16 protein-coding genes are annotated in these 18,836 nt (G+C 72.7%); 14 read left to right on the top strand and 2 right to left on the bottom strand.

Translation table 11 applies throughout. The features are described 5' to 3' along the window. Nucleotides 1-116: 116 nt before the first annotated feature. The 10 genes from FHS07_RS08040 to FHS07_RS07995 all read left to right on the top strand — a co-directional run bounded on the left by FHS07_RS08040 (nucleotide 117) and on the right by FHS07_RS07995 (nucleotide 10,503). The gene (locus FHS07_RS08040; RefSeq protein ID WP_221189146.1) at nucleotides 117-1,130 is read left to right on the top strand and encodes a sugar ABC transporter substrate-binding protein; all 1,014 of its coding nucleotides are present in this window, start codon (nucleotides 117-119) and stop codon (nucleotides 1,128-1,130) included. Then, nucleotides 1,127-2,698 carry an ATP-binding cassette domain-containing protein gene (locus FHS07_RS08035; RefSeq protein ID WP_221189145.1) on the top strand — a complete coding sequence of 524 codons (1,572 nt, stop codon included), beginning with the start codon at nucleotides 1,127-1,129 and terminating at the stop codon, nucleotides 2,696-2,698. The genes FHS07_RS08040 and FHS07_RS08035 overlap by 4 nt, the downstream gene beginning before the upstream one ends. After that, complete coding sequence (locus FHS07_RS08030; RefSeq protein WP_183419302.1) at nucleotides 2,695-3,696, top strand: ABC transporter permease; 1,002 nt, start codon at nucleotides 2,695-2,697, stop codon at nucleotides 3,694-3,696. Before FHS07_RS08035 ends, FHS07_RS08030 begins: the two co-directional genes overlap by 4 nt. Further along, on the top strand, nucleotides 3,693-4,844 hold the full coding sequence (locus FHS07_RS08025; protein ID WP_183419301.1) for an ABC transporter permease subunit: 1,152 nt from the start codon (nucleotides 3,693-3,695) through the stop codon (nucleotides 4,842-4,844). Before FHS07_RS08030 ends, FHS07_RS08025 begins: the two co-directional genes overlap by 4 nt. Further along, on the top strand, nucleotides 4,841-6,496 hold the full coding sequence (locus FHS07_RS08020; RefSeq protein ID WP_183419300.1) for an FGGY-family carbohydrate kinase: 1,656 nt from the start codon (nucleotides 4,841-4,843) through the stop codon (nucleotides 6,494-6,496). Before FHS07_RS08025 ends, FHS07_RS08020 begins: the two co-directional genes overlap by 4 nt. Beyond that, entirely contained in the window at nucleotides 6,493-7,461 is a 969-nt protein-coding gene (locus FHS07_RS08015; RefSeq protein WP_183419299.1) for an NAD(P)-dependent oxidoreductase, read from the top strand. Before FHS07_RS08020 ends, FHS07_RS08015 begins: the two co-directional genes overlap by 4 nt. Continuing rightward, nucleotides 7,458-8,162, top strand: coding sequence for an acireductone synthase (mtnC, locus tag FHS07_RS08010; protein WP_183419298.1), 705 nt, complete (start codon nucleotides 7,458-7,460; stop codon nucleotides 8,160-8,162). Before FHS07_RS08015 ends, mtnC begins: the two co-directional genes overlap by 4 nt. Next, nucleotides 8,159-8,794 (top strand): methylthioribulose 1-phosphate dehydratase, encoded by a 636-nt coding sequence (gene mtnB / locus FHS07_RS08005; protein ID WP_183419297.1) that lies wholly within the window; start codon nucleotides 8,159-8,161, stop codon nucleotides 8,792-8,794. Before mtnC ends, mtnB begins: the two co-directional genes overlap by 4 nt. 44 nt (nucleotides 8,795-8,838) lie before the next feature. Then, nucleotides 8,839-9,420 carry a 1,2-dihydroxy-3-keto-5-methylthiopentene dioxygenase gene (locus FHS07_RS08000; protein ID WP_183419296.1) on the top strand — a complete coding sequence of 194 codons (582 nt, stop codon included), beginning with the start codon at nucleotides 8,839-8,841 and terminating at the stop codon, nucleotides 9,418-9,420. Between the two features lie 168 nt (nucleotides 9,421-9,588). After that, entirely contained in the window at nucleotides 9,589-10,503 is a 915-nt protein-coding gene (locus FHS07_RS07995; protein WP_183419295.1) for a hypothetical protein, read from the top strand. A 31-nt stretch (nucleotides 10,504-10,534) separates the two neighbouring features. Here the strand turns inward: FHS07_RS07995 and FHS07_RS07990 are convergent, their stop codons facing one another. Next, complete coding sequence (locus FHS07_RS07990; protein WP_183419294.1) at nucleotides 10,535-14,296, bottom strand: proline dehydrogenase family protein; 3,762 nt, start codon at nucleotides 14,294-14,296, stop codon at nucleotides 10,535-10,537. A gap of 222 nt (nucleotides 14,297-14,518) precedes the next feature. Between FHS07_RS07990 and FHS07_RS07985 the strand changes: the two genes are divergently transcribed. The 3 genes from FHS07_RS07985 to FHS07_RS07975 all read left to right on the top strand — a co-directional run bounded on the left by FHS07_RS07985 (nucleotide 14,519) and on the right by FHS07_RS07975 (nucleotide 17,488). Next, a complete protein-coding gene (locus FHS07_RS07985; RefSeq protein ID WP_343054644.1) occupies nucleotides 14,519-15,643 on the top strand; it encodes a S1 family peptidase in 1,125 nt (374 codons plus the stop codon). A gap of 172 nt (nucleotides 15,644-15,815) precedes the next feature. Continuing rightward, entirely contained in the window at nucleotides 15,816-16,436 is a 621-nt protein-coding gene (locus tag FHS07_RS07980; RefSeq protein WP_183419293.1) for an FMN-dependent NADH-azoreductase, read from the top strand. Between the two features lie 74 nt (nucleotides 16,437-16,510). After that, nucleotides 16,511-17,488, top strand: a complete 978-nt coding sequence (locus FHS07_RS07975; RefSeq protein ID WP_183419292.1) for an acetylxylan esterase — start codon at nucleotides 16,511-16,513, stop codon at nucleotides 17,486-17,488. A 10-nt stretch (nucleotides 17,489-17,498) separates the two neighbouring features. Here FHS07_RS07975 and FHS07_RS07970 read toward each other — a convergent pair whose 3' ends face one another. Further along, on the bottom strand, nucleotides 17,499-18,059 hold the full coding sequence (locus FHS07_RS07970) for a thioesterase family protein (protein ID WP_183419291.1): 561 nt from the start codon (nucleotides 18,057-18,059) through the stop codon (nucleotides 17,499-17,501). A gap of 270 nt (nucleotides 18,060-18,329) precedes the next feature. Between FHS07_RS07970 and FHS07_RS07965 the strand changes: the two genes are divergently transcribed. Beyond that, nucleotides 18,330-18,836, top strand: a complete 507-nt coding sequence (locus FHS07_RS07965; RefSeq protein WP_183419290.1) for a GNAT family N-acetyltransferase — start codon at nucleotides 18,330-18,332, stop codon at nucleotides 18,834-18,836.

Below are 18,836 nucleotides of genomic sequence, written 5' to 3'. Positions count from 1 at the left end.
ACGTCGTCCGACCCCTCCCTACGATTCGAGTGACTGCTTTCCGGCGTCATCCCACACAGCATCCGCGGCGACGCGCGCACCGACGCGAGCGCCCACCGGCCCCACAGGAGCCCACCGTGAGAAAGTCCCTCTTCGCCCTTCCGGCGATCGTCGTCGCTGCCGGCCTCGCCCTCGCCGGCTGCAGCACCGTCTCGTCAGACGCGGCCGCGCCGAACGGCGAGGGCGTCGACGCCTCTCAGCCGCTCGCGGGCAAGACCATCGGCATCGCCGTCGTGGGCACGCAGCACTTCTGGGACCGCGAGGCCTTCCAGGGCGCGGTCGACGAGGTCACCCGGCTCGGCGGCACGCCGCTGACCACCGACGGCAACCGCGACAACACCCTGCACGCGCAGAACCACGACATCTTCCTCGCCCAGAACGTCGATGCCGTCATCACGATCCTCGGCGACGCGTCGGTCGACCCGAAGCTGCAGCAGCTGCACGACGCCGGCATCCCCGTCTTCGGCGTCGACCACGCCTCGGAGTGGGCGGTCAACAACGCTCAGTCCGACAACGAGGTGGGCGGCACGGCCCTCGGCAAGATCACCGGCGACGCCCTCGGCGGTACGGGCAACGTGGCCGTCTTCAACGCCTTCGGGACGAGCCTGTCGTTCTGCGGCGAGCGCTACGACGCGTGGAAGAACGAGCTCTCGACCGACTACCCGGGCATCAAGCTGATCGAGCCCGAGCTGGCCGAGCAGTTCGCCAACGCCCCCGACGACGCGCGTCAGCAGACGCTCGCGCTGCTGGAGAAGTACCCGGCCGGCACCATCCAGGGCATCCACGTGGCGTGCTGGGACCAGCCGGCCATCGGCGTGGTGCAGGCGATCGAAGACTCCGGTCGCACCGACGTGAAGGTCACCGCCTTCGACGCCGGCCCCGACACCCTCGAGATCATGAGCGAGCCGAACAGCCCGTTCGTCGGCAACATCGCCCAGCTGCCGCGCAAGATCGCCACGATCTCGGCCGACAACGTCGGCAAGTACTTCCTCGGCGAAGAGATCGAGAAGGTCAGCTACGTCGACACCATCCCGGTCGCCGGTCCCGACGAGGCGACCGCGGTCGCGAAGGAGCTGGGCTACACCCAGTGACCATCAGTTCCTCCCCCCTCGTGACGCCGGTGCTTCGCATGACCGGCGTCACGAAGGCGTTCGCGGGCGTCCCGGCTCTCCGGGGCGCCTCGATCGACGTGCGCCCGGGCGAGGTGCACGGCCTCGTCGGCGAGAACGGCGCGGGCAAGTCCACGCTCATCAAGATCCTCGCCGGCATCTACGAGCGCGACGGCGGCACGGTCGTCATCGGGGGGACGGATGCCGGTCGGCTCACTCCCGCCGACGCCCACGCGGCCGGCATCCGGTTCGTGCATCAAGAACTGCAGCTCGTGCCCGACATGACCGTCGCCGAGAACGTCTGGCTCGGCAACGAGCAGAGCGCCGGCGGCGTGCTGCGCGGCCGCGCCATGAAGGCCCGCGTGACCGAGGTGCTGCACGACGTGCTGGGCATCCGACTCTCCCCCACCCGGCTCGTCCGCGACCTCGGCCCCGCCGAGCGCAAGCTCGTGCAGGTGGCCCGCGCGCTGGTCGACGACGACACGCGTGTCATCGTCTTCGACGAGCCCACGGCCCCGCTCGCCAGTGCCGAGGCCGAACAGCTGCTCGGCATCATCGGACGCCTCCGCGAACGCGGCATCTCCAGCCTCTACATCTCGCACTACCTCGGCGAGGTCACACGGATCTGCGACCGCGTGACCATCCTGCGCGGCGGTCTCGACGTGGGCCGTATCGAGGCGGTGGGGCCCGACAGCGGTCGCGAGATGGTCCGCCTGATGATCGGGCGCGAGATCGACGACCTCTACCCCCCGCGTCGTCCCGTCGCCACGGCCGAACCGGTGCTGCGCGCCCGGGGCCTCCGCGTCGGCGCGGTCGTGCACGGCGTCGACCTCGACGTGCGCCCGGGCGAGATCCTGGGGCTCACCGGCCTGCTCGGCTCCGGAGCGTCCGAACTCGCCGAGGCCCTCGTGGGCCTGCACCGCCACACGGGGGAACTGTCGCTTTCGGCTCGCCGGTTCCGTCCGTCGAGCCCGGCCGCCGCCCTCGAGGCCGGCGTCGTGCTCGTGCCCCGCGACCGCCGCCACGACGGCGTCGTGCTCGACTTCTCGACCCAGCGCAACCTCACCCTCTCGACCCTCGCCGAAGGCACCCGCGCGGGACTCCTCGACGATGCCGCGTCGCGGACGCGCGCCGAGGGCCTCGCCGAGCGCCTCGACATCCGCCCGCGCGACACGAGCGTGCAGACCCGCCTGCTCAGCGGAGGGAACCAGCAGAAGGTGGTGCTCGGCCGCAGCCTCGCCGCCGGCGCCCGGGTGATCGTGCTCGACGAACCCACGGTGGGCGTCGACATCGGCGCGAAGCAGGAGATCTACCGCCTGCTGGCGGAGCTCGCGGCATCCGGAACCGCGGTCGTGATCGTCTCGACCGACCCCGCCGAGGTGCTCGGGCTCAGCGACCGCGTCGTCGTGCTCGAACGCGGACGCGTCGCGCACGAGGTGACGACCGATGGTCTGACCCTCGAGCACCTGAGCGCGTTGGTCACCGGGAGCGCCGGCGGCTCCACGGCCGACGCCACCGCCCCCGAACGAACCGAAGGGGATGCCGCATGAGCGCCCTGACCGTGGAGCGCACGACGCTCGCCCCGCGTCTGCGCAGCCTGCTGGCACGGCGGGGGCCGCTGCTGGTCGTGCTCGCGATGACCGTGTACCTCGCCGTCACGGCGAGGGGCTTCCTCGGCATCGCCAACGTCACCGCGAGCCTCACCCAGGCAGCCCCCGTCGCGTTGGTCGCGATGGGCCTCGCCATCGTCGTGATCGGCGGCGGCGACGACGTGGTCGTCGGCGGCATCGACCTGTCGATCCCCGCCACCGCGGCGCTCGCCACCGCCATCGTGAGCGATCAGCTCACCACCTACGGCACCCCGTTCGCCGTCGCCTTCGCCCTCGGCATCCTGGTCACCACCGTGTTCGGTCTGCTCAACGCGGTCCTCGTGGGGTGGGTCGGGCTGTCGTCGATCCTCGCCACCCTCGCCGTGTACGTCGCCGTCGTCGGCATCACGCGCGTGGTCAGCGGCAACCGCCGCATCGATGTGACCGACCCGCTCATCGTCGCCGTCCGCGACACGCGTATCGCCGGCATCCCGCTCGCCGCCGTCCTCATGCTCCTCGTCGCGGCGGTGCTCGTCTTCGTCATGGCCCGCACCCCGTACGGCCGGCGTCTGCAGGCCGTCGGCGGAAACCGGGATGCCGCGACCTTCGCCGGCATCCCGACGCAGCGTTACATCATGTCGACGTTCGTCATCGCCGGTGTCGTCGCGGGCCTCAGCGCGCTTCTCCTCGTCGCGCGCGGCTCGGGTAGCAGCCCGGGGATCGACGAGCGCCTCATGGTCGACATGGTGCTGGCGACCTTCCTGGGAGCTGCTTTCACCCGCCGCGGCACGGTCACCATCTTCGGCTCCGTGCTGGGCGCGGTGTTCGTGGCGCTGCTGTCGAACGGCCTGATCCTCTCGCGCGTCGCCAACGCGTGGGTCGACGGGTTCAAGGGCGTCCTGATCCTGCTCGTCGTGGCCGCAGCCGCTGCCCGCAAGAACGAGGAGGCCCGCGCGTGAGCACCACCACCACCCGCACCCGCTGGTCGGGGGTCGCCGGTTCCGCCGCCTCGACCGTCACCCGCTACGGCTTCGTCGCCGCCTTCGCGCTGCTGGTCGTGTTCTTCTCGTTCGCCAGCGACGCGTTCCTGCGTCCGAGCAATCTGCTGAACGTGCTCGACGGCGTCGCGATCCTGCTGTTGGTCGCCCTCGCCCTGACGGTGGTGGTGTCCTCCGGAGGCATCGATCTGTCGGCCGCCGTCGCCGTCGACTTCGGCGCGTGGTTCGCGATCGTATCGATGATGTCGTTCGGGATGCCGTGGCCCGTCGCCGTCCTGCTCGGACTGCTCGGCGGCGCGCTCATCGGCGCGCTCAACGCCTTCCTGATCGTGGGCCTCGGTGTGACGCCCTTCCTCGCGACCCTCGGCACCTTCTTCATCGGCCGCAGCGCCCAGCAGATCGGCACGAACGGCGGGGCGAGCGTCAGCTTCCGCGCCGCCCCCGAGGGCTTCACCTTCCTCGGCTCGGGCGACGTGCTGGGCGTCGGCATCCCGGTGATCATCGCCGCGGTCGCGGCCGTCGGCGTCGGCATCCTGCTGCACCGCACCCCCGCGGGCGTGCGCATCCAGGCGATGGGCCTGCAGGATCGCGCGGCGGTCGTCGCGGGTCTTCGCACCCGCCGCATCCGCGTGCTCGTCTACGTCGGCGCCGGCGTGCTGTGCGCGGCGGGCGGCGTGCTGCTCAGCGCCTCGCTGCGGCTGTACACCCCCCTCGCGGGCTTCAGCTACCTGCTGGATGCCATCGCCGCGGTGTTCATCGGCGCATCGATGCACCCGCGCTCTCGACCCAACGTGCCCGGCACGGTCGTCGGCGTGCTGTTCCTGGGCGTCCTGGCGAACGGCCTCGACCTGCTCGGTCTCGACTTCAACGTCAAGGCCGCGGTGCAGGGCGTCGTGCTGCTCGTCGCCCTCGTGCTGGCGTACACCGTCGCTCAGCGCGCGCGGGCGGCGGCGGAGCGCAAGCCCGCGGCGAAGGGCGCAGGGTCGAGCGCCCCGGCGCCGACCGGCCCGGCCGCACCCGCCGTCGCCGCGACCGATGACGCTGCCTCGAACGGGCGACGCGCGACGACGACCCCGCCGAGTGACACCACCCCGGGCGGCCCCGTATGACCCCCGCCGTGCTCGGCATCGACGCCGGAACCACCGCGGTCAAGGCCGTGCTGTACTCGCTCGAGGGCGAGACGCTCGCCGCCGGTCACCGCGCGGTCACGGTCGTGCGCACCCCCGACGGCGCGGCCGAGAGCGACATCGACCTCGTGTGGGAGGCCGTCGTCGGCGCCGTCCGCCAGGCCCTGTCCCAGGCCCGCAGCGCGGGGCCCGACGTCGTCGCGATCGGTGTCACCGGCCAGGGCGACGGGGCGTGGCTCATCGACGCCGACGGACGCCCGGTCCGCCCGGCCGCCCTGTGGCTCGACGGGCGGGGCGCCGACCGCGTGACCGCGTGGCAGCGCGACGGGCGGGATGCCGCGGTGATCGCCGCCACCGGTTCGGCGAGCTTCCCGGGGACGCTCCCCGTGCTGCTCGACGGCTTCGCCGAGACCGAGCCCGAGACCCTCGCCCGCGCGGCCCACCACCTCAACTGCAAGGACGCGGTGCGTCACCGCCTCACCGGCGAGGTCGCCACCGATCCCTCCGAGGCGTCGCGCACGTACCTGGATCCGGCGACGCTCGCCTACTCCGACGAGATGATCGACGCGCTCGGGCACCGCCGCTTCGCGCACCTGCTCGCCCCCGTGCGCGCGCCCCACGAGAGCGCCGGCACCCTCACCGACGACGCCGCCGCCGAGCTGGGCCTGCGAGCCGGCGTGCCCGTCGCCACGGGGCTGGTCGACTCCGCAGCCTGCCCCGTCGGGCTCGGCGCCCTCGCCGATCAGGACGGCTGGGTGGTTCTCGGCACGACCGCCACCGTCGCCGTCAACCGCGTCGACCGTGCCGCCGCCGACAGCGGGATCGGCATCCTCATCCCCACCGGCCGAGGGACCCAGGTGCTCGAGGCCCTGTCGTCGATGGTCGGTACGCCCAACCTCGACTGGGTGCGCGACACCCTGGGCCTCGCCGACCGCGGATGGAGCGACCTCGAACGCCTCGCGCGCACCGCGCCGGCCGGCAGCGGCGGGGTGGTCTACCTGCCCTACGGCTCGCCCAGCGGCGAGCGCGCACCGTTCGTGGATGCCGCCGCCTCGGCATCGTGGGTGGGCATGAACGTCACGACGACCCCGGCGCAGCTGCTGCGCAGCGTCTTCGAGGGCCTCGCGTTCTCGGTCGCCGAGTGCCTCGATCTGCTGGAGGCGGCCGAGCGCGTGCCCGTGTGCGGCGGCGGCGCACGCAGCGACCTGCTCTGCCAACTGCTGGCCGACGTGTCGGGGCGCACGATCGTGCGCACCACCGACCCCGAGGTCGGAGCACGGGGAGCGGCGACCGTCGCCCTGGTGGCCGCGGGGCTCGCCGTCGACCTGGATGCCGCGGTGCGGGTCTTCCCCGCCGACGCGGTCGAGTTCGCCCCGCGCCCCTCCCCCGCACTGTCGTCGGCGCGAGAGGTGTTCGCGCGCGTGCGCGCGGCGCTGCGGCCGGAGTGGCCGGCGCTGCGCGCGCTCGGTCGCCGGACACCGGATGCCGACGCCCCCGGCCTCGACGCCGCGTCCGCCGGTGCGACCCCGGGCGATGACCGCGCCGAGGCGGAGCGCACCGCCGCCGGCGCCCCGGCCGCGCACCTCGATGAGCCCGCTCCCGACGTCCCCACCCCCGAGAGGACCCCCGCGTGACCCGCATCGTCGTCACCGCCCCCTTCGACGCGCGCACCGCCGCCGAGCTCCCGGGCGAGGTGTTCACGGCATCCGATGTGGAGACCGGCCAGTCGCTCGGTGCGCGCGCCGCCGCCGATGCCGTGTTCGCGGAGGCTCTGGCCTCAGCCGACGTCGTGATCGCGGAGCTCGACCGCGTCGACGACGACGCCCTCGCGGCCGCGCCCCGCCTGTCGTTGGTCGTCGCCTGCCGAGCGAACCCCGCGAACGTCGATCTCGCCGCGTGCGCCGCGCGCGGCGTCGAGGTGCGCACGACCCCGGGTCGCAACGCCGACGTGACCGCCGACTTCACCCTCGCCCTTCTGCTCGCGACCGTGCGCCACGTGCCCGCGGCGTCGGCGTGGCTGCGGGAGGGCAACTGGAGCACCGCCGACGTCTTCGAGCCCTATGCGCGGTTCCGCGGCATCGGCCTCTCGGGCCGGCAGCTCGGTGTCGTCGGTGGCGGAGCGGTCGGCCGGCGCGTCGTGCGCCGCGCGCAGGGGTTCGGCATGCGCGTCGCCGTCTACGACCCCTTCCTCGCCCCCGGTGCCCTGGGCTCCGACGTGACGCACCTCGAGCTCGACGACCTGCTCGCTTCCAGCGACATCGTCACCCTGCACGTGCCGCTGACCCCCGCGACCACCGGGCTGATCGGTGCGCGTGAGCTCGCGCTGCTGCGTCCCGACGCGTATCTGATCAACGCCGGCCGGGCCGCACTCGTCGACCGCGACGCCCTCCTCGCGGTGCTGCGCGAGACCCGCATCGCCGGCGCCGGCTTCGACGTGTTCCACGACGAACCGCTCACCCCCGGCGACGAACTGCTGCGACTGCCGAACGTCACGCTCACTCCGCACATCGCCGGGGCGTCGGACGACGTGGTCGTCGAGCACTCCCGCCTGGCGGCCGCCGCCGTGGCATCCTTCATCGACACGAAAGAGAAATCATGACCGTCTCCGCCACCGCCGACGCGGTCGTGCTCGACATCGAGGGCACCACGTCCGCCGCCGGGTTCATCCTCGGCGACCTGTACGACTACGCCCGCCCGCGTCTCGAAGAGGTGCTCGGGCGCGACGACGACACCGTCCGCACCGCCCGCGTCGACGCGATCGCCGAGACGGGCCTGGATGCCGATGCCTCCGACGCCGAGATCGCCGATGCGCTGCGCGGTCTGATGGCGAAGGACGTGAAGTCCACCCCGCTGAAGACGCTGCAGGGGATCATCTGGGCCGAGGGCTTCGCCGCGGGCGAGATCCACTCGCAGTTCTTCGACGACGTGCCGCAGCGATTGCACGCGTGGCACGAGGACGGCATCCGTCTCGCCGTGTACTCCTCGGGCTCGGTCGCCTCGCAGGTGCCGTGGTTCCGTCACGCGCCGCAGGGCGACCTGACCCCGCTCGTCGAGGACTTCTTCGACACGGTCAAGGCCGGGCCGAAGAAGGAGCGCACGTCGTTCGACGCGATCGCCGCCGCCCTCGACGTCGCCCCCGAGCGCGCGCTGTTCCTCACCGACCACCCCGACGAGGTGACGGCGGCCCTCGCGGCCGGCTGGCAGGTGGTCGCCCTCGACCGCGCCGGCGAACCGTGGGCCGGAACCGCATTCGCCTCCCCCGCCGTGGCATCCTTCGACGAGATCGAGGTGACCCGATGACCGTCCTCCCCTCCCGCGACCTCGTGCACGCCGCCGGCGCCGCCCTCGCGGCCGAGGCCTCGCGCTTCTCGGGCTACGGCTGGATGCGCGGAACCTCGGGCAACCTCTCGGTCGTCGTCGACCGCGACCCGCTCGTCCTCGCCGTCACCGCGTCGGGCCTCGACAAGTCGCTGCTCACCGACGCCGACGTCGTGCTGATCGACGCGAACGGCGAGGCGATCGACCCCGACGATCAGCGTCCCCCGTCGGCGGAGTCGGGCCTGCACGCCCACATCGCCGCACGCACGGGCGCGAACGCGGTGTTCCACGTGCACGCGTTCGACGCCGTCGTCGCCGGACACCGGTGGCCGGGCGGCGTCGAGATCCGCGACATGGAGATGCTCAAGGGCATCGGCCACCTCGCCGACGACGAGACGGTCACCGTTCCCGTCATCCGCAACCACCAGGACATGACCGTCGAAGCCGGCTGGTTCGACGAGGTCTACCGTCCCGCCACCGCCGAGGTGCCCGAGGTCCCCGCACTGATCGTGGCGAACCACGGCATGTACGCCTGGGGCAGCGACGTGGCCGCGGCCCGTCGTCACCTCGAGATCACCGAGTGGCTGCTGCGCTTCGCCGTCGCGACGCGCTGAGCCACCGGCATCCATCCTCCCCACCCCCAACGAAAGGAGCGGCCATGACCCTGCTGACCGTCTGGAAAGAAACCGACCCGAGCACGCCCGTGCTCGAGACCACCGAAGAGAGCGAGATCCGCGAGGCCCTCGCCGAGCTCGGCGCCCGCTTCTCGCGCTGGGAGGTCAAGGACGTCGCCACCGGCGCCTCGCAGGACGAGGTTCTCGCCCTGTACGCCGACGAGATCGGCGAGGTGAAGGACCGTGAGGGCTACACCCTCGTCGACGTCGTCGCGCTCGACCCCGCGCAGGCCGACTACGACGAGGTGAAGACGCCGTTCCGCGAGAAATTCCTCTCGGAGCACGCGCACGACGACGACGAGGACCGCTACTTCGCCAAGGGTGCCGGCGTGTTCTACCTGCACGCGAACGAGAAGGTGCACGCGGTCTACTGCGAGGCGGGCGACCTGATCTCGGTGCCGGCGAACACCACGCACTGGTTCGACATGGGCACCTCGCCCCACTACGTGAGCGTGCGCTTCTTCCACGACGACGACGGCTGGGTCGGTCACTTCACCGGCAGCCCGATCGCGGAGTCCTTCGCCTCGTTCGACCAGCTGGCGGAGCGTCGCGCGCAGCTCGCCTGATCCCGCTTCTCCCGAACGCCCGTCCCCGTCGCATCATCCGGATGCCGTGGGGGCGGGCGTTCCGCGTGGGTGGGCCGGCTGCCGCGCGCGAACACCAGCGCTTGCGGGGGCGTCGCGCGCCGCAATACCGTCGGTGTCGTCCGTGAACGCGGTGAGAGGGTCGGGCCCATGGTGACGATCGTGATGCTGCTGTCGGTCACGTGCCTCGTCGCGACCGGCGTCCTGCTGCTCGTGGGTCTCCTCCTGGTCGGGCGGGACGGCTCGACCGGCGCCTCGCTGCAGTACGCGACGATCGCCGGCGTGGCCGAGGTGAGCGCATCGGCGATGTACCTCGTGTGGATCAACGTCGGCGGGTCAGCGGCGTTCGCCGCCGCCAACGCGCTGATGGTGCTCGGACCGGCGATCATCCCGTTCGCGTTCCACGCGCTGAGCCCCGCGCGGGGGAACCGCTGGTTCATGCTCATCGCGGCGGCCGGCGTGGTCGCCGTCGCCGTGACGTCGCTGGTCTTGCCGGTCGACGAGGCCGCCATCGTGCGGGCAGCGACCTTCGCGGTGGTCGGTGTCTGCGGTGCGCTGGCGGCCCTCCGATCCCGTCACGCGCACCGCGCCTCGATCCGTCTGCTCGCGGGAGCACTGGGGGTCTTCGCGCTGTACTGCACGGCGCGGGCGATCGTGCTCGGCGCCGCCGGCGGGGCCGACGGCGGTCCCGCCGGAGTGTTCTCCGACACCGGCGCCGTCGCGGTGGGCATCGTCATCATCGTCGTGACCACCGCAGCGACCTCGGTGTTCTGGATCGCCGTCGGCCGCGAGACCCTGCTGGCGGCCGCGGGGGCGTCCGCCGTGCTCGTGATCGTGCCCGGCCGCCAACCCGGCGACACGGGGCGGCTGCCGCGGTTCCGCGAACTCGTCGATGACGTGCGCGAAGCCGCCACCGCGATCGATTCCGACGCGGTGGCGGTGTTCGGCGGCGCGGGGCTGTCGCGGCCCGGAGCGGCGACGGCGCTCAAGGACACCCTGCGTATCGACCACGGGTGGACGGAGGAGGAGATCGCCCTGCTCACGCAGACCACGGTCGCGCACTGACCACGGCGGTGCGGCGCGGACGGGGCTCGGGTCAGATGATCTCGGCCGACCAGGGGTCGGGGAGGCCGTAGCGGTGTGCGGCGATCGACACCGCCTGCTCGCGCAGGAACGGCAGCAGCTCCAGGCGGCCGGCGGTGGTGACCTCGTCGGCGTACACCGTCAGCGACAGGTCGGCCCCCGCGGTCTCGGCGACCGCCGCGCGAAGGGCGACGACAGTGTCGGCCGGGCCCACCAGACGGATCCGCTGCGGCCGCACCGGCGTGATGACGGCATCGGCCGCGTCGGCATCCGGGATGCCACTCGCCAGGCGCTGCAACCACTCCGCGTCGCTCTCGACCGAGACCGCGACGTTCGCCTCGCCGAGCAGGTGACGCACCGCCGCGGGGAGCCCCACGGGCGTGCTGAGCGTGAACGTCGAGCCCGACCGCACCGCCGCGACGAGAACGCGCAGCACCGCCTGCCAGGCCGCGTCGCCGGTGGCGCGTATCGCGACGTCGGCCGGACGATACCGGCGGAGGTTGCGCTCGACCCCCAGGCGTGAGACGTCGGTGACCCGGCCGAACTCACGGTCCCACGCCACGGCATCCGACAACGCTCCGCGACGGAGCCACTCGAACGCCTCGTACGACAGGGTCGGCTGCGCCGCCTCGATGAGGGCCGTGATGCGGCTGTCGAGCCCGCGCAGGTGCAGCGTCGACGACGACGCACCGCCCGACGACGGCCGCCACGAGCCGAGGGTGACCAGGCGGTTCGGCCCGCCCGACATCGCGCCGGTGCCCACCGACGCCTCACCCCAGCCGCCCAGCGGCTCCCGCTGCACGACCCCGCCCGTCGAGGGGCGGTTGACGCGCAGCACCGCGGCCTCGGCCGTGTCGAGCCACAGCTCGAGGTCGCCGATGTCGCGCGTGTGCAGTCCCGCCACGAAACCGGAGCCGATGGCGTTCTGCAGCTCGATCGCGCGGGTCACGGTGGGCGCGTGCAGGATGCCGAGCACGGGAGCGGCGACGGCCGCCCGGGTGAGGTGCGAACCCGCGGTGACCCCCGTACGAACGCCCGGCGACCAGAAGCGACCGGCCGTATCGGCACCCAGGTCGAGTTCGCGCGGTTCGACGAGCCAGCGCTCGCCCTCTCCCCGCACGGTCAGGGCCCGGCGAACCTCGCCCGTGGGCTCCTCCACGAGCGGACCGATGTCCGACAGCGGGTCGTCGGCGGGTCCGACCCGCAGCGACGAGACGGTGTCGGCGAGCTGCTCGAGGAACGCCGCCGACCGGCCGACGGCTCCCACCAGGATGACGAGCGACACGGCGGTCGCCGCCTGCCCCGCCCGCGCGAAGGCTCCCGCCACGATGTCGGACACGGCGGCGTCCAGGTCGGCGGAAGGTGCGACGATGGCGGCGTTGCGCCCGGCGGTGAACGCCTGCACCTTCGCAGCCGGGCGCCAGGCGGCGAAGCGTTCGGCGGTCGCGCGAGCCCCCGCGAGCAGCACACGATCGACGCCGGGATGCACGATCAGCGCGCGGCCCGACGCCTCCTCGTTCAGGTCGACGTAGACGAGGAGGTCGCGCGGGACCCCCGCGGCCCACAGCGCCTCCGCGACGACGGCTCCCGCGCGCCGAGCGCGGGGCGACGGCGTGAGCAGCACGCCCGACCCCGCAGCGAGCGCGGCGAGGGTCTCGGCAGCGCACAGACCCACCGGGGCGTTCCACCTCGGGGCGACGACGCTCACCCGGTCGGGGACGAAGACGGCTCCCGGCACCCGGTCGAGCTCCTTCGCGGTCGCGGCGTAGTACGCGGCGGCATCCACCGCCTGGCTCACCTCGGCGTCGGCCTCGGCCAGCAGCGCCCCACCCTCGGCGGCGAGCACCTCCACGAGCTCGGCGCGGCGGGCGGCGAGGGTCCGGGCCGCGCTCTGCAGCACCGAAGCACGGTCGGCCGCCGCCAGCGCGCCCCAGGGTTCGGCGGCGGCGCGCACACGCCGCACGGCGGCATCGAGGCCGTGTTCGTCGTCGATGCGGCCGGCCGCGGCCGTCGCATCCCCCGCGGTCGATACGGCCACGCGCGCGAGCACGTCGGCCGCCCACGCGCGGTCGTCCGCGACGGTCGGGTCGGTGTCGGCGACGTTGCGGAAGCCGGGCGCTCCGCCGACGGGCTCGGCGCTCTCTCGGGCCGAGAACACCGCGGTGTCGACGAAGGCCTGACCACCGAAGAGCATCTGCTGCACGTCGGGCCCGAGCGATGATGTGTCACCGGATGCCGCCGCCTCGCGCGCGATGCCGAGCACCGCTTGCGTGAGCCCGGGCTCGGATGCGTCGTCGGCCGCGCGCTCGCGGAGGATCGCGGGGTCGTCCTCGCCGCCGCGCTGCGGGCCGCGAACCGCCGGGATCGACGCGTCGGCGGCGGCGAGGGCCCGCCGCACCCGCGCCGACACGGCGACCGTCTCGGGAAGCTCCTGTTCGTCGATGTCGGACTCCGCGTCCGCGTCGGCGTCGACGTGCGCATCGGCGTCGACTGCTCCCCGCTCGTCATCCGCGTCAGCGGCCCGGTCGGGCGTCGCGAGGGGGAGAGCGGGGGCCGCGGCGACCGCGGAGGCGTACTGCGCGGTCAGGCGCCCGGCGACGGCATCCAGATCATCGGGGTGCACCGCGGCCGTGGCGACGACGTACTCGTCGTCGGGTGCCCAGGGCGCCGCCCTCGGGAGCACCAGACGCAGGGTGGCCTCCGCCTCTGCGGCGAGGGCGAGGGCGAGGGCGGCTCGCTCGGGGTCGGCGGTGGCGACCTCGAGGCTCAGTCCCTCGACCCCCCGAGACGTGACCGCTTCGCGGACGGTCCGCACCAGCGCCGCATCGACCTCTTCGCGGGTCGTGACCGCGGGGGCGGTCCATCCGTGATGGGCGGCGTCCACCACGTCGGCGGTGTCGATCGCCTCGTCGCTGAGGCGCAGGGTCACGCGTCCACCGTCCTGCGCGACGCGTACCCGGGCCCACGCGGCGAGCTCGCGAACGGCGTCGAGCGTTTCGGCGACGCCGATCGGCAGGGCGATGCCGGCGCGGGCCGCGAGGAGCCGCGGCTCCTCCAGCACGCGCGTCAGCACCGCCACGGTGGCATCCAGGTCATCGCGACCGGAGGCGACGAGTGTGACGTGCGTGCCCGCAGCCTCAGCGGCCAGCAGCACCGGCAGCACCCGCTCCGCGGCGTGCTCCACGTCGGCGGCGAACGCCCACCGGTTCCGCCGCACCACGATGTCGGAGAGGGAGAACGAGACACGAGCGACGTCGTCGCGTGAGACGAGGGTGCGGATGCCGTCGACGCGGCGCCGGGCGCCCGTCTCACCCCGCACCGCCGGCCCGATCAGGCGCACGTCGAGGATCGCTCCGTTCTCGGCGGCGGCACTGAGCTCGGCCGCGAGTCGCTCGGGACGGGCGTCGAGGGAGAGAAGACCGAGCAGGTCGCGCAGCGCGCGGCGCACGATCGGCACCGCCGGCGTCGGCAGCACCGGCGCGACGGCCGCGCCGATCTGCAGGGCCCCCCTCACGAACCACGGCAGCGTCGACGGGATGTCGGCGGCAAGGCGGTGCAGCGCCACGGCGGCCGCCGTCAGACTCTCGGGTCGCACGACGCCGTCGCTCACCCGGGCGACGAAGGACGCGGCATCCGGATCGGTCGGAAGGATGCCACGGCGCGGGGAGGAGGGCACCTCCGCCCGCGGACGGAACGTCCGAGCCGCGGCGGCGGCGCGCGAGGCGAGGTCGGAAGAGAGCGCTGGACCGGTGGCGCGAGGGTCGTTCGTGCTCATGCCCGTCAGCCTAAACACCGCGCGCGTGCCACCTCGGCGGCCCGCCGCGCAAGTCGAGGATCGGGCCCGCGGGACGGGACGACGGCCGTGTCCCCCGAATGGCGGACAATTATTGGACGGAAACCATAAATTGCAGGAATTCCTTCGCATTTCGGCCGTCTCGTGTTTGCATAGCCGTGGGTACCCCACCATTTATCCCCCCTGGATGGAAGGTCACTCCACGTGAACCGTTTCTCGAAGACGATCGTCGGCGCTGCCGCGATCGGCCTGTTCCTGACCACCGCCGCCAGTGCCCCCGCTCTGGCGCAGACCCCCACCTCGTCACCCGACGCGGCCGTCGACGGCGTCGACGCGCAGCTGCTCGAGGCGATGGCGGCCGACCTCGGCACCGACGTCTCGGGCGCACAGGACGTGCTGCGTTTCCAGGCCGACGCGGCCGGGACCACCGACGAGGTCGCCGGCGTCGCCGGTGACGCCTTCGCCGGCACCTGGCTCGACGAGTCCACGCAGACGGTGTACGCCGCGGCGACCACCGACACCGCTCTGGACGCCGCCGCCGACGCGGGCGCCGTGCCCGTCGCCGCCGAGTACTCGCTCGCCGAGCTCGAGGCCATCACCGCGCAGATCGAGGCGAGCCCCGTTCCTGACACGATCCCCTCCTGGTGGATCGACGTTGCGGCGAACGACGTCGTCGTCGACGTCGTGGCCGGCGGCGAACAGGCCGCGAGCGAGTTCGTGGCGAGCCTCGGCGCACCCGCCGACGCGGTGCGCCTCGAGACGGGCGTCGAGGCGCCCGAGACCTTCGCGACCATCCGCGGCGGCATCTCGTACCTCATCAACAACGCCGGCCGCTGCTCGGTCGGCTTCGCGGTGCAGGGCGGCTTCGTCACCGCCGGACACTGCGGCGTGACGGGCGACAGCACCACCTACGGCACGTTCCGCGGGTCGTCGTTCCCCGGCAACGACTACGCGTGGGTCGCGACCCCGAACCACACCCCCGTGGGCCAGGTGTCGGACTACAGCGGCGGTGCCGTCGCCGTGAAGGGCTCCACCACGGCTGCCGTCGGCGCGACGGTCTGCCGCTCGGGCTCGACGACCGGATGGCACTGCGGTCGCATCCAGGGCTACAACTCCACCGTGCGCTACGCGGAGGGCTCGGTGACGGGCCTCATCCGCACGAGCGTCTGCGCCGAGCCGGGCGACTCGGGCGGATCGCTGCTCGCCGGCAACCAGGCGCAGGGCGTCACCTCCGGTGGCTCCGGCGACTGCACCACGGGTGGCACGACCTACTTCCAGCCCGTCAACGAGATCCTGCAGGCCTACAACCTGCGTCTTCTCACCAGCTAGTCCCCACCGCGGGTACCCGAAGCCCCGGTCGCCTCTGGCGGCCGGGGCTTCATCGTGGTGGCGAGCGACCCGCCGGACTCGCCGCTGCAGCGAGTCCACGGATCGGCGGATGCCGCGGGCGCGCGCAGTCAAGCGTCCGCGGTCGACCGCCCCCGCCCGCGAAACTGACGCCATGCGAGTTCTGCACATCATCTCCTCCCCCCGGCACGACGGTGCATCGGTCACAGCGACCTCCTCCCTGATCGACGCACTGCGCGAACGGCATCCCGATCTCGACGTCGACACGCTCGACGTCTGGCACGAGGATCTGCCGGAGTTCGACGAGCGCGTCATCCGTGCGAAGTACAAGTGGGTCGACGGTGACGACCTCGACGACGCCGAGTCCCGCGCCTGGACGAAGATCGAGTCCCTCGCGCGTCGCTTCCGCGAGGCCGACCGCATCGTGCTGGGCGTGCCGATGTGGAACTGGTCCATCCCCTACAAGCTGAAGCAGCTCATCGACCTCGCCGCACAGCGCAACCTCCTCTTCACCTACGACGGCGTGCACTTCGGACCCGCCGTCGATGTCGCCCGGGCCGACGTCGTCTTCGTTCGCGGGCAGTACTACGGCGAGGACGGACCCACCCCCGGGTCGATCTTCGACCACCAGGTCGCGTTCGTGGAGTTCTTCCTGCGGACGATCGGCGTACGCGACGTGCGGTCGCTCATCATCGACCGCACCTGGGATCCCGCCGCGGCGGAGGCGATCGCCGACGGCGTCGCGCGGGCGCGGGAGCTCGCTGCGTCGGACTGAGCCTCGCCGCGTCCGCCCCGGCGGGCGCCGCGAGACCGCACAGCCGCATCCCCCGGCCGCTACTGTCGATGTCCATGGCCGTGACCTTCACCGACATGCCGATCGAGTCGCTGCGCGCATATCGCCCCGGTCTCGCCGAACCCGCCGGACTCGACGCGTTCTGGACCGAGACGCTGCGCGAGGCGCGGGCCGCAGCCGGCCCCACCCGCGTGACGCCCGTCGACGCCCCGATGCGTGCGCTCAGCATCTCCGACCTGACCTTCACCGGCTTCGACGGCGACGAGATCCGCGGCTGGGTCGTGCGTCCGCACGGCGACGAGGCGCTCCCCGCGGTCATCGAGTACATCGGATACGGCGGCGGACGGGGCCTTCCCGGCGAGCGCACGAACTGGGCCGCGGCCGGCTACGTGCACGTCATCATGGACACGCGCGGCCAGGGCTCGACGTGGAGCGTGGGAGCCACACCCGATCCGCACGGATCGGCCGCCGCCCACCCGGGCGTCATGACGCGCGGCATCCTGGATCCCCAGGAGTACTACTACCGCCGGCTCATCACCGACGCGGTCCGTCTCGTCGACGAGGTGCGGGCGCTGCCGGGAGTGGATGCCGACCGGATAGCCGTCACCGGCGGAAGCCAGGGCGGCGGGCTCGCGATCGCGGCGGCCGCTCTCTCGGGTGACGCGACGGCGGCGGTCATGCCCGACGTGCCCTTCCTCTGCGACTTCCCGAACGCCATCGTGCGTACGCCCTCGCCGCCGTTCACCGAGATCACGCGCTTCCTCTCGGTGCACCGCGACGAAGCCGACCGCGTGCTGCACACGCTGTCGCACGTCGACGGCGCGGTGCTCGCGCGCCGGATCAGCGTGCCGGCGTACTTCTCAGTCGCCCTGATGGACGACGTCGTGCTGCCGTCGGGGGTGTTCGCGGCGTTCCACGCGCTGGCGTCCGACGACGCCGCGATCGAGGAGTACCCCTACAACGGCCACGAGGGCGGCGGATACCGTCACTTGATGAAGCAGGTCGCCTGGCTCGACGCCCGCTTCGGTCGCTGATCCGGCGCGGTCATTCCCAGACGCTGGGGGCCGGACGCTTCGTCGACGGCAGTGCCGAGCCCGCGGCCCACTCCAGCACCCACGGCTCGATGTCGGGAAGCCCCTCGGGTCGTCCGACGGCGGCGAACAACTCGTCGTGGGGAACCGTGCCGCCCGTGCGGCGGAGGATCCGCGCGCGGATGATCGCGCGCGCGTAGATCTCCTCGCCGACGAGGGCGCGGTGCTCGAGGTACACGGCCCGGTCGTCGTGGCCGATGAGGCGCGTCTCGAGATCGAACCGCTGCCACAGCTCGAGCGATCGGCGGAAGGTGATCGTCTCGGCGGCGACGACGGCGTACCAGCCCTCCTTCGTCATCGCCGCCACGAGTCCGGACCGGGTGAGAAGGTCCCACCGCCCCAGGTCGAACAACGACAGATAGCGACCGTTGTTCAGGTGGCGCAGTACGTCGATGTCGGTGGGCAGCACCCGCAGGCGCAGGCGCGTCACCGTGTGGGGGTCGAGGGGACCCTCGCGACGGAGGCGGCGGCGGGCACGGAAGAGCACGAGGAGGGTGCGCCAGAGGACGTTCACGAGGGGCGAGCGTAGCGATCCGACGACGAATCGGCCATTGCGTTGTGCTCACTCGACAAACCCGTCGACCGGGAGTCCCCGGATCGAGCACGCGCACGTGCCACGGCGACATCGAATGTCCAGAACACGCCGTTGCGTTCCTCTCGATACGGCGTGTTGTGGACACTCGACGGACCCTGACACGGCGGCTCGTGATGCACTCCCCTACCCCATCGCGAGGGGGCCCACGGCGGATTTCACCCTGGCCGATCCCGCGCGTAGAGTCGCGCCATGACTGCGGAAACCCGAACCGACATCGTCGTCCGTCCGGTGCGTGATGTGGATGCCGAGGCCCTGGGCCGCGTGCACGCCACCTGCTGGCACGAGACGTACGACCACCTGATCAGCAAGGCGGCCCTCGAGGCCGTCTCGCCCCGCCGCATGGCCGAGCTCTGGACCCACTGGGCCTCCCAGGGCGACGACTATCGCATGCACGCCGCGCTCGTGAACGGCGAGATCGTCGGCTTCGTCGGCTCGGGTCCCGCCCGCGACGACGATGCCCCGCGGGAGCGCGAGCTGTACTTCATCTACCTGCTCGACGCGCATCACGGCACGGGGATCGGCCAGCAGCTGTTCGACGCCGCGGTCGCAGACGGCGAAGGCCTGTACCTCTGGGTCGCCGACGACAACCCCCGCGCCCACCGCTTCTACGTGCGCAACGGCTTCACGCTCGACGGCGCATCGCAGACGCAGCCCTTCCTCGGCGAGGAGCTCACCGAGGTCCGTTTCGTCCGCTGA

The sequence above is a fragment of the Microbacterium proteolyticum genome, assembly GCF_014192415.1.
Taxonomy (GTDB): domain Bacteria; phylum Actinomycetota; class Actinomycetes; order Actinomycetales; family Microbacteriaceae; genus Microbacterium; species Microbacterium proteolyticum.
This window is presented reverse-complemented; position numbering and strand designations above follow the sequence as displayed.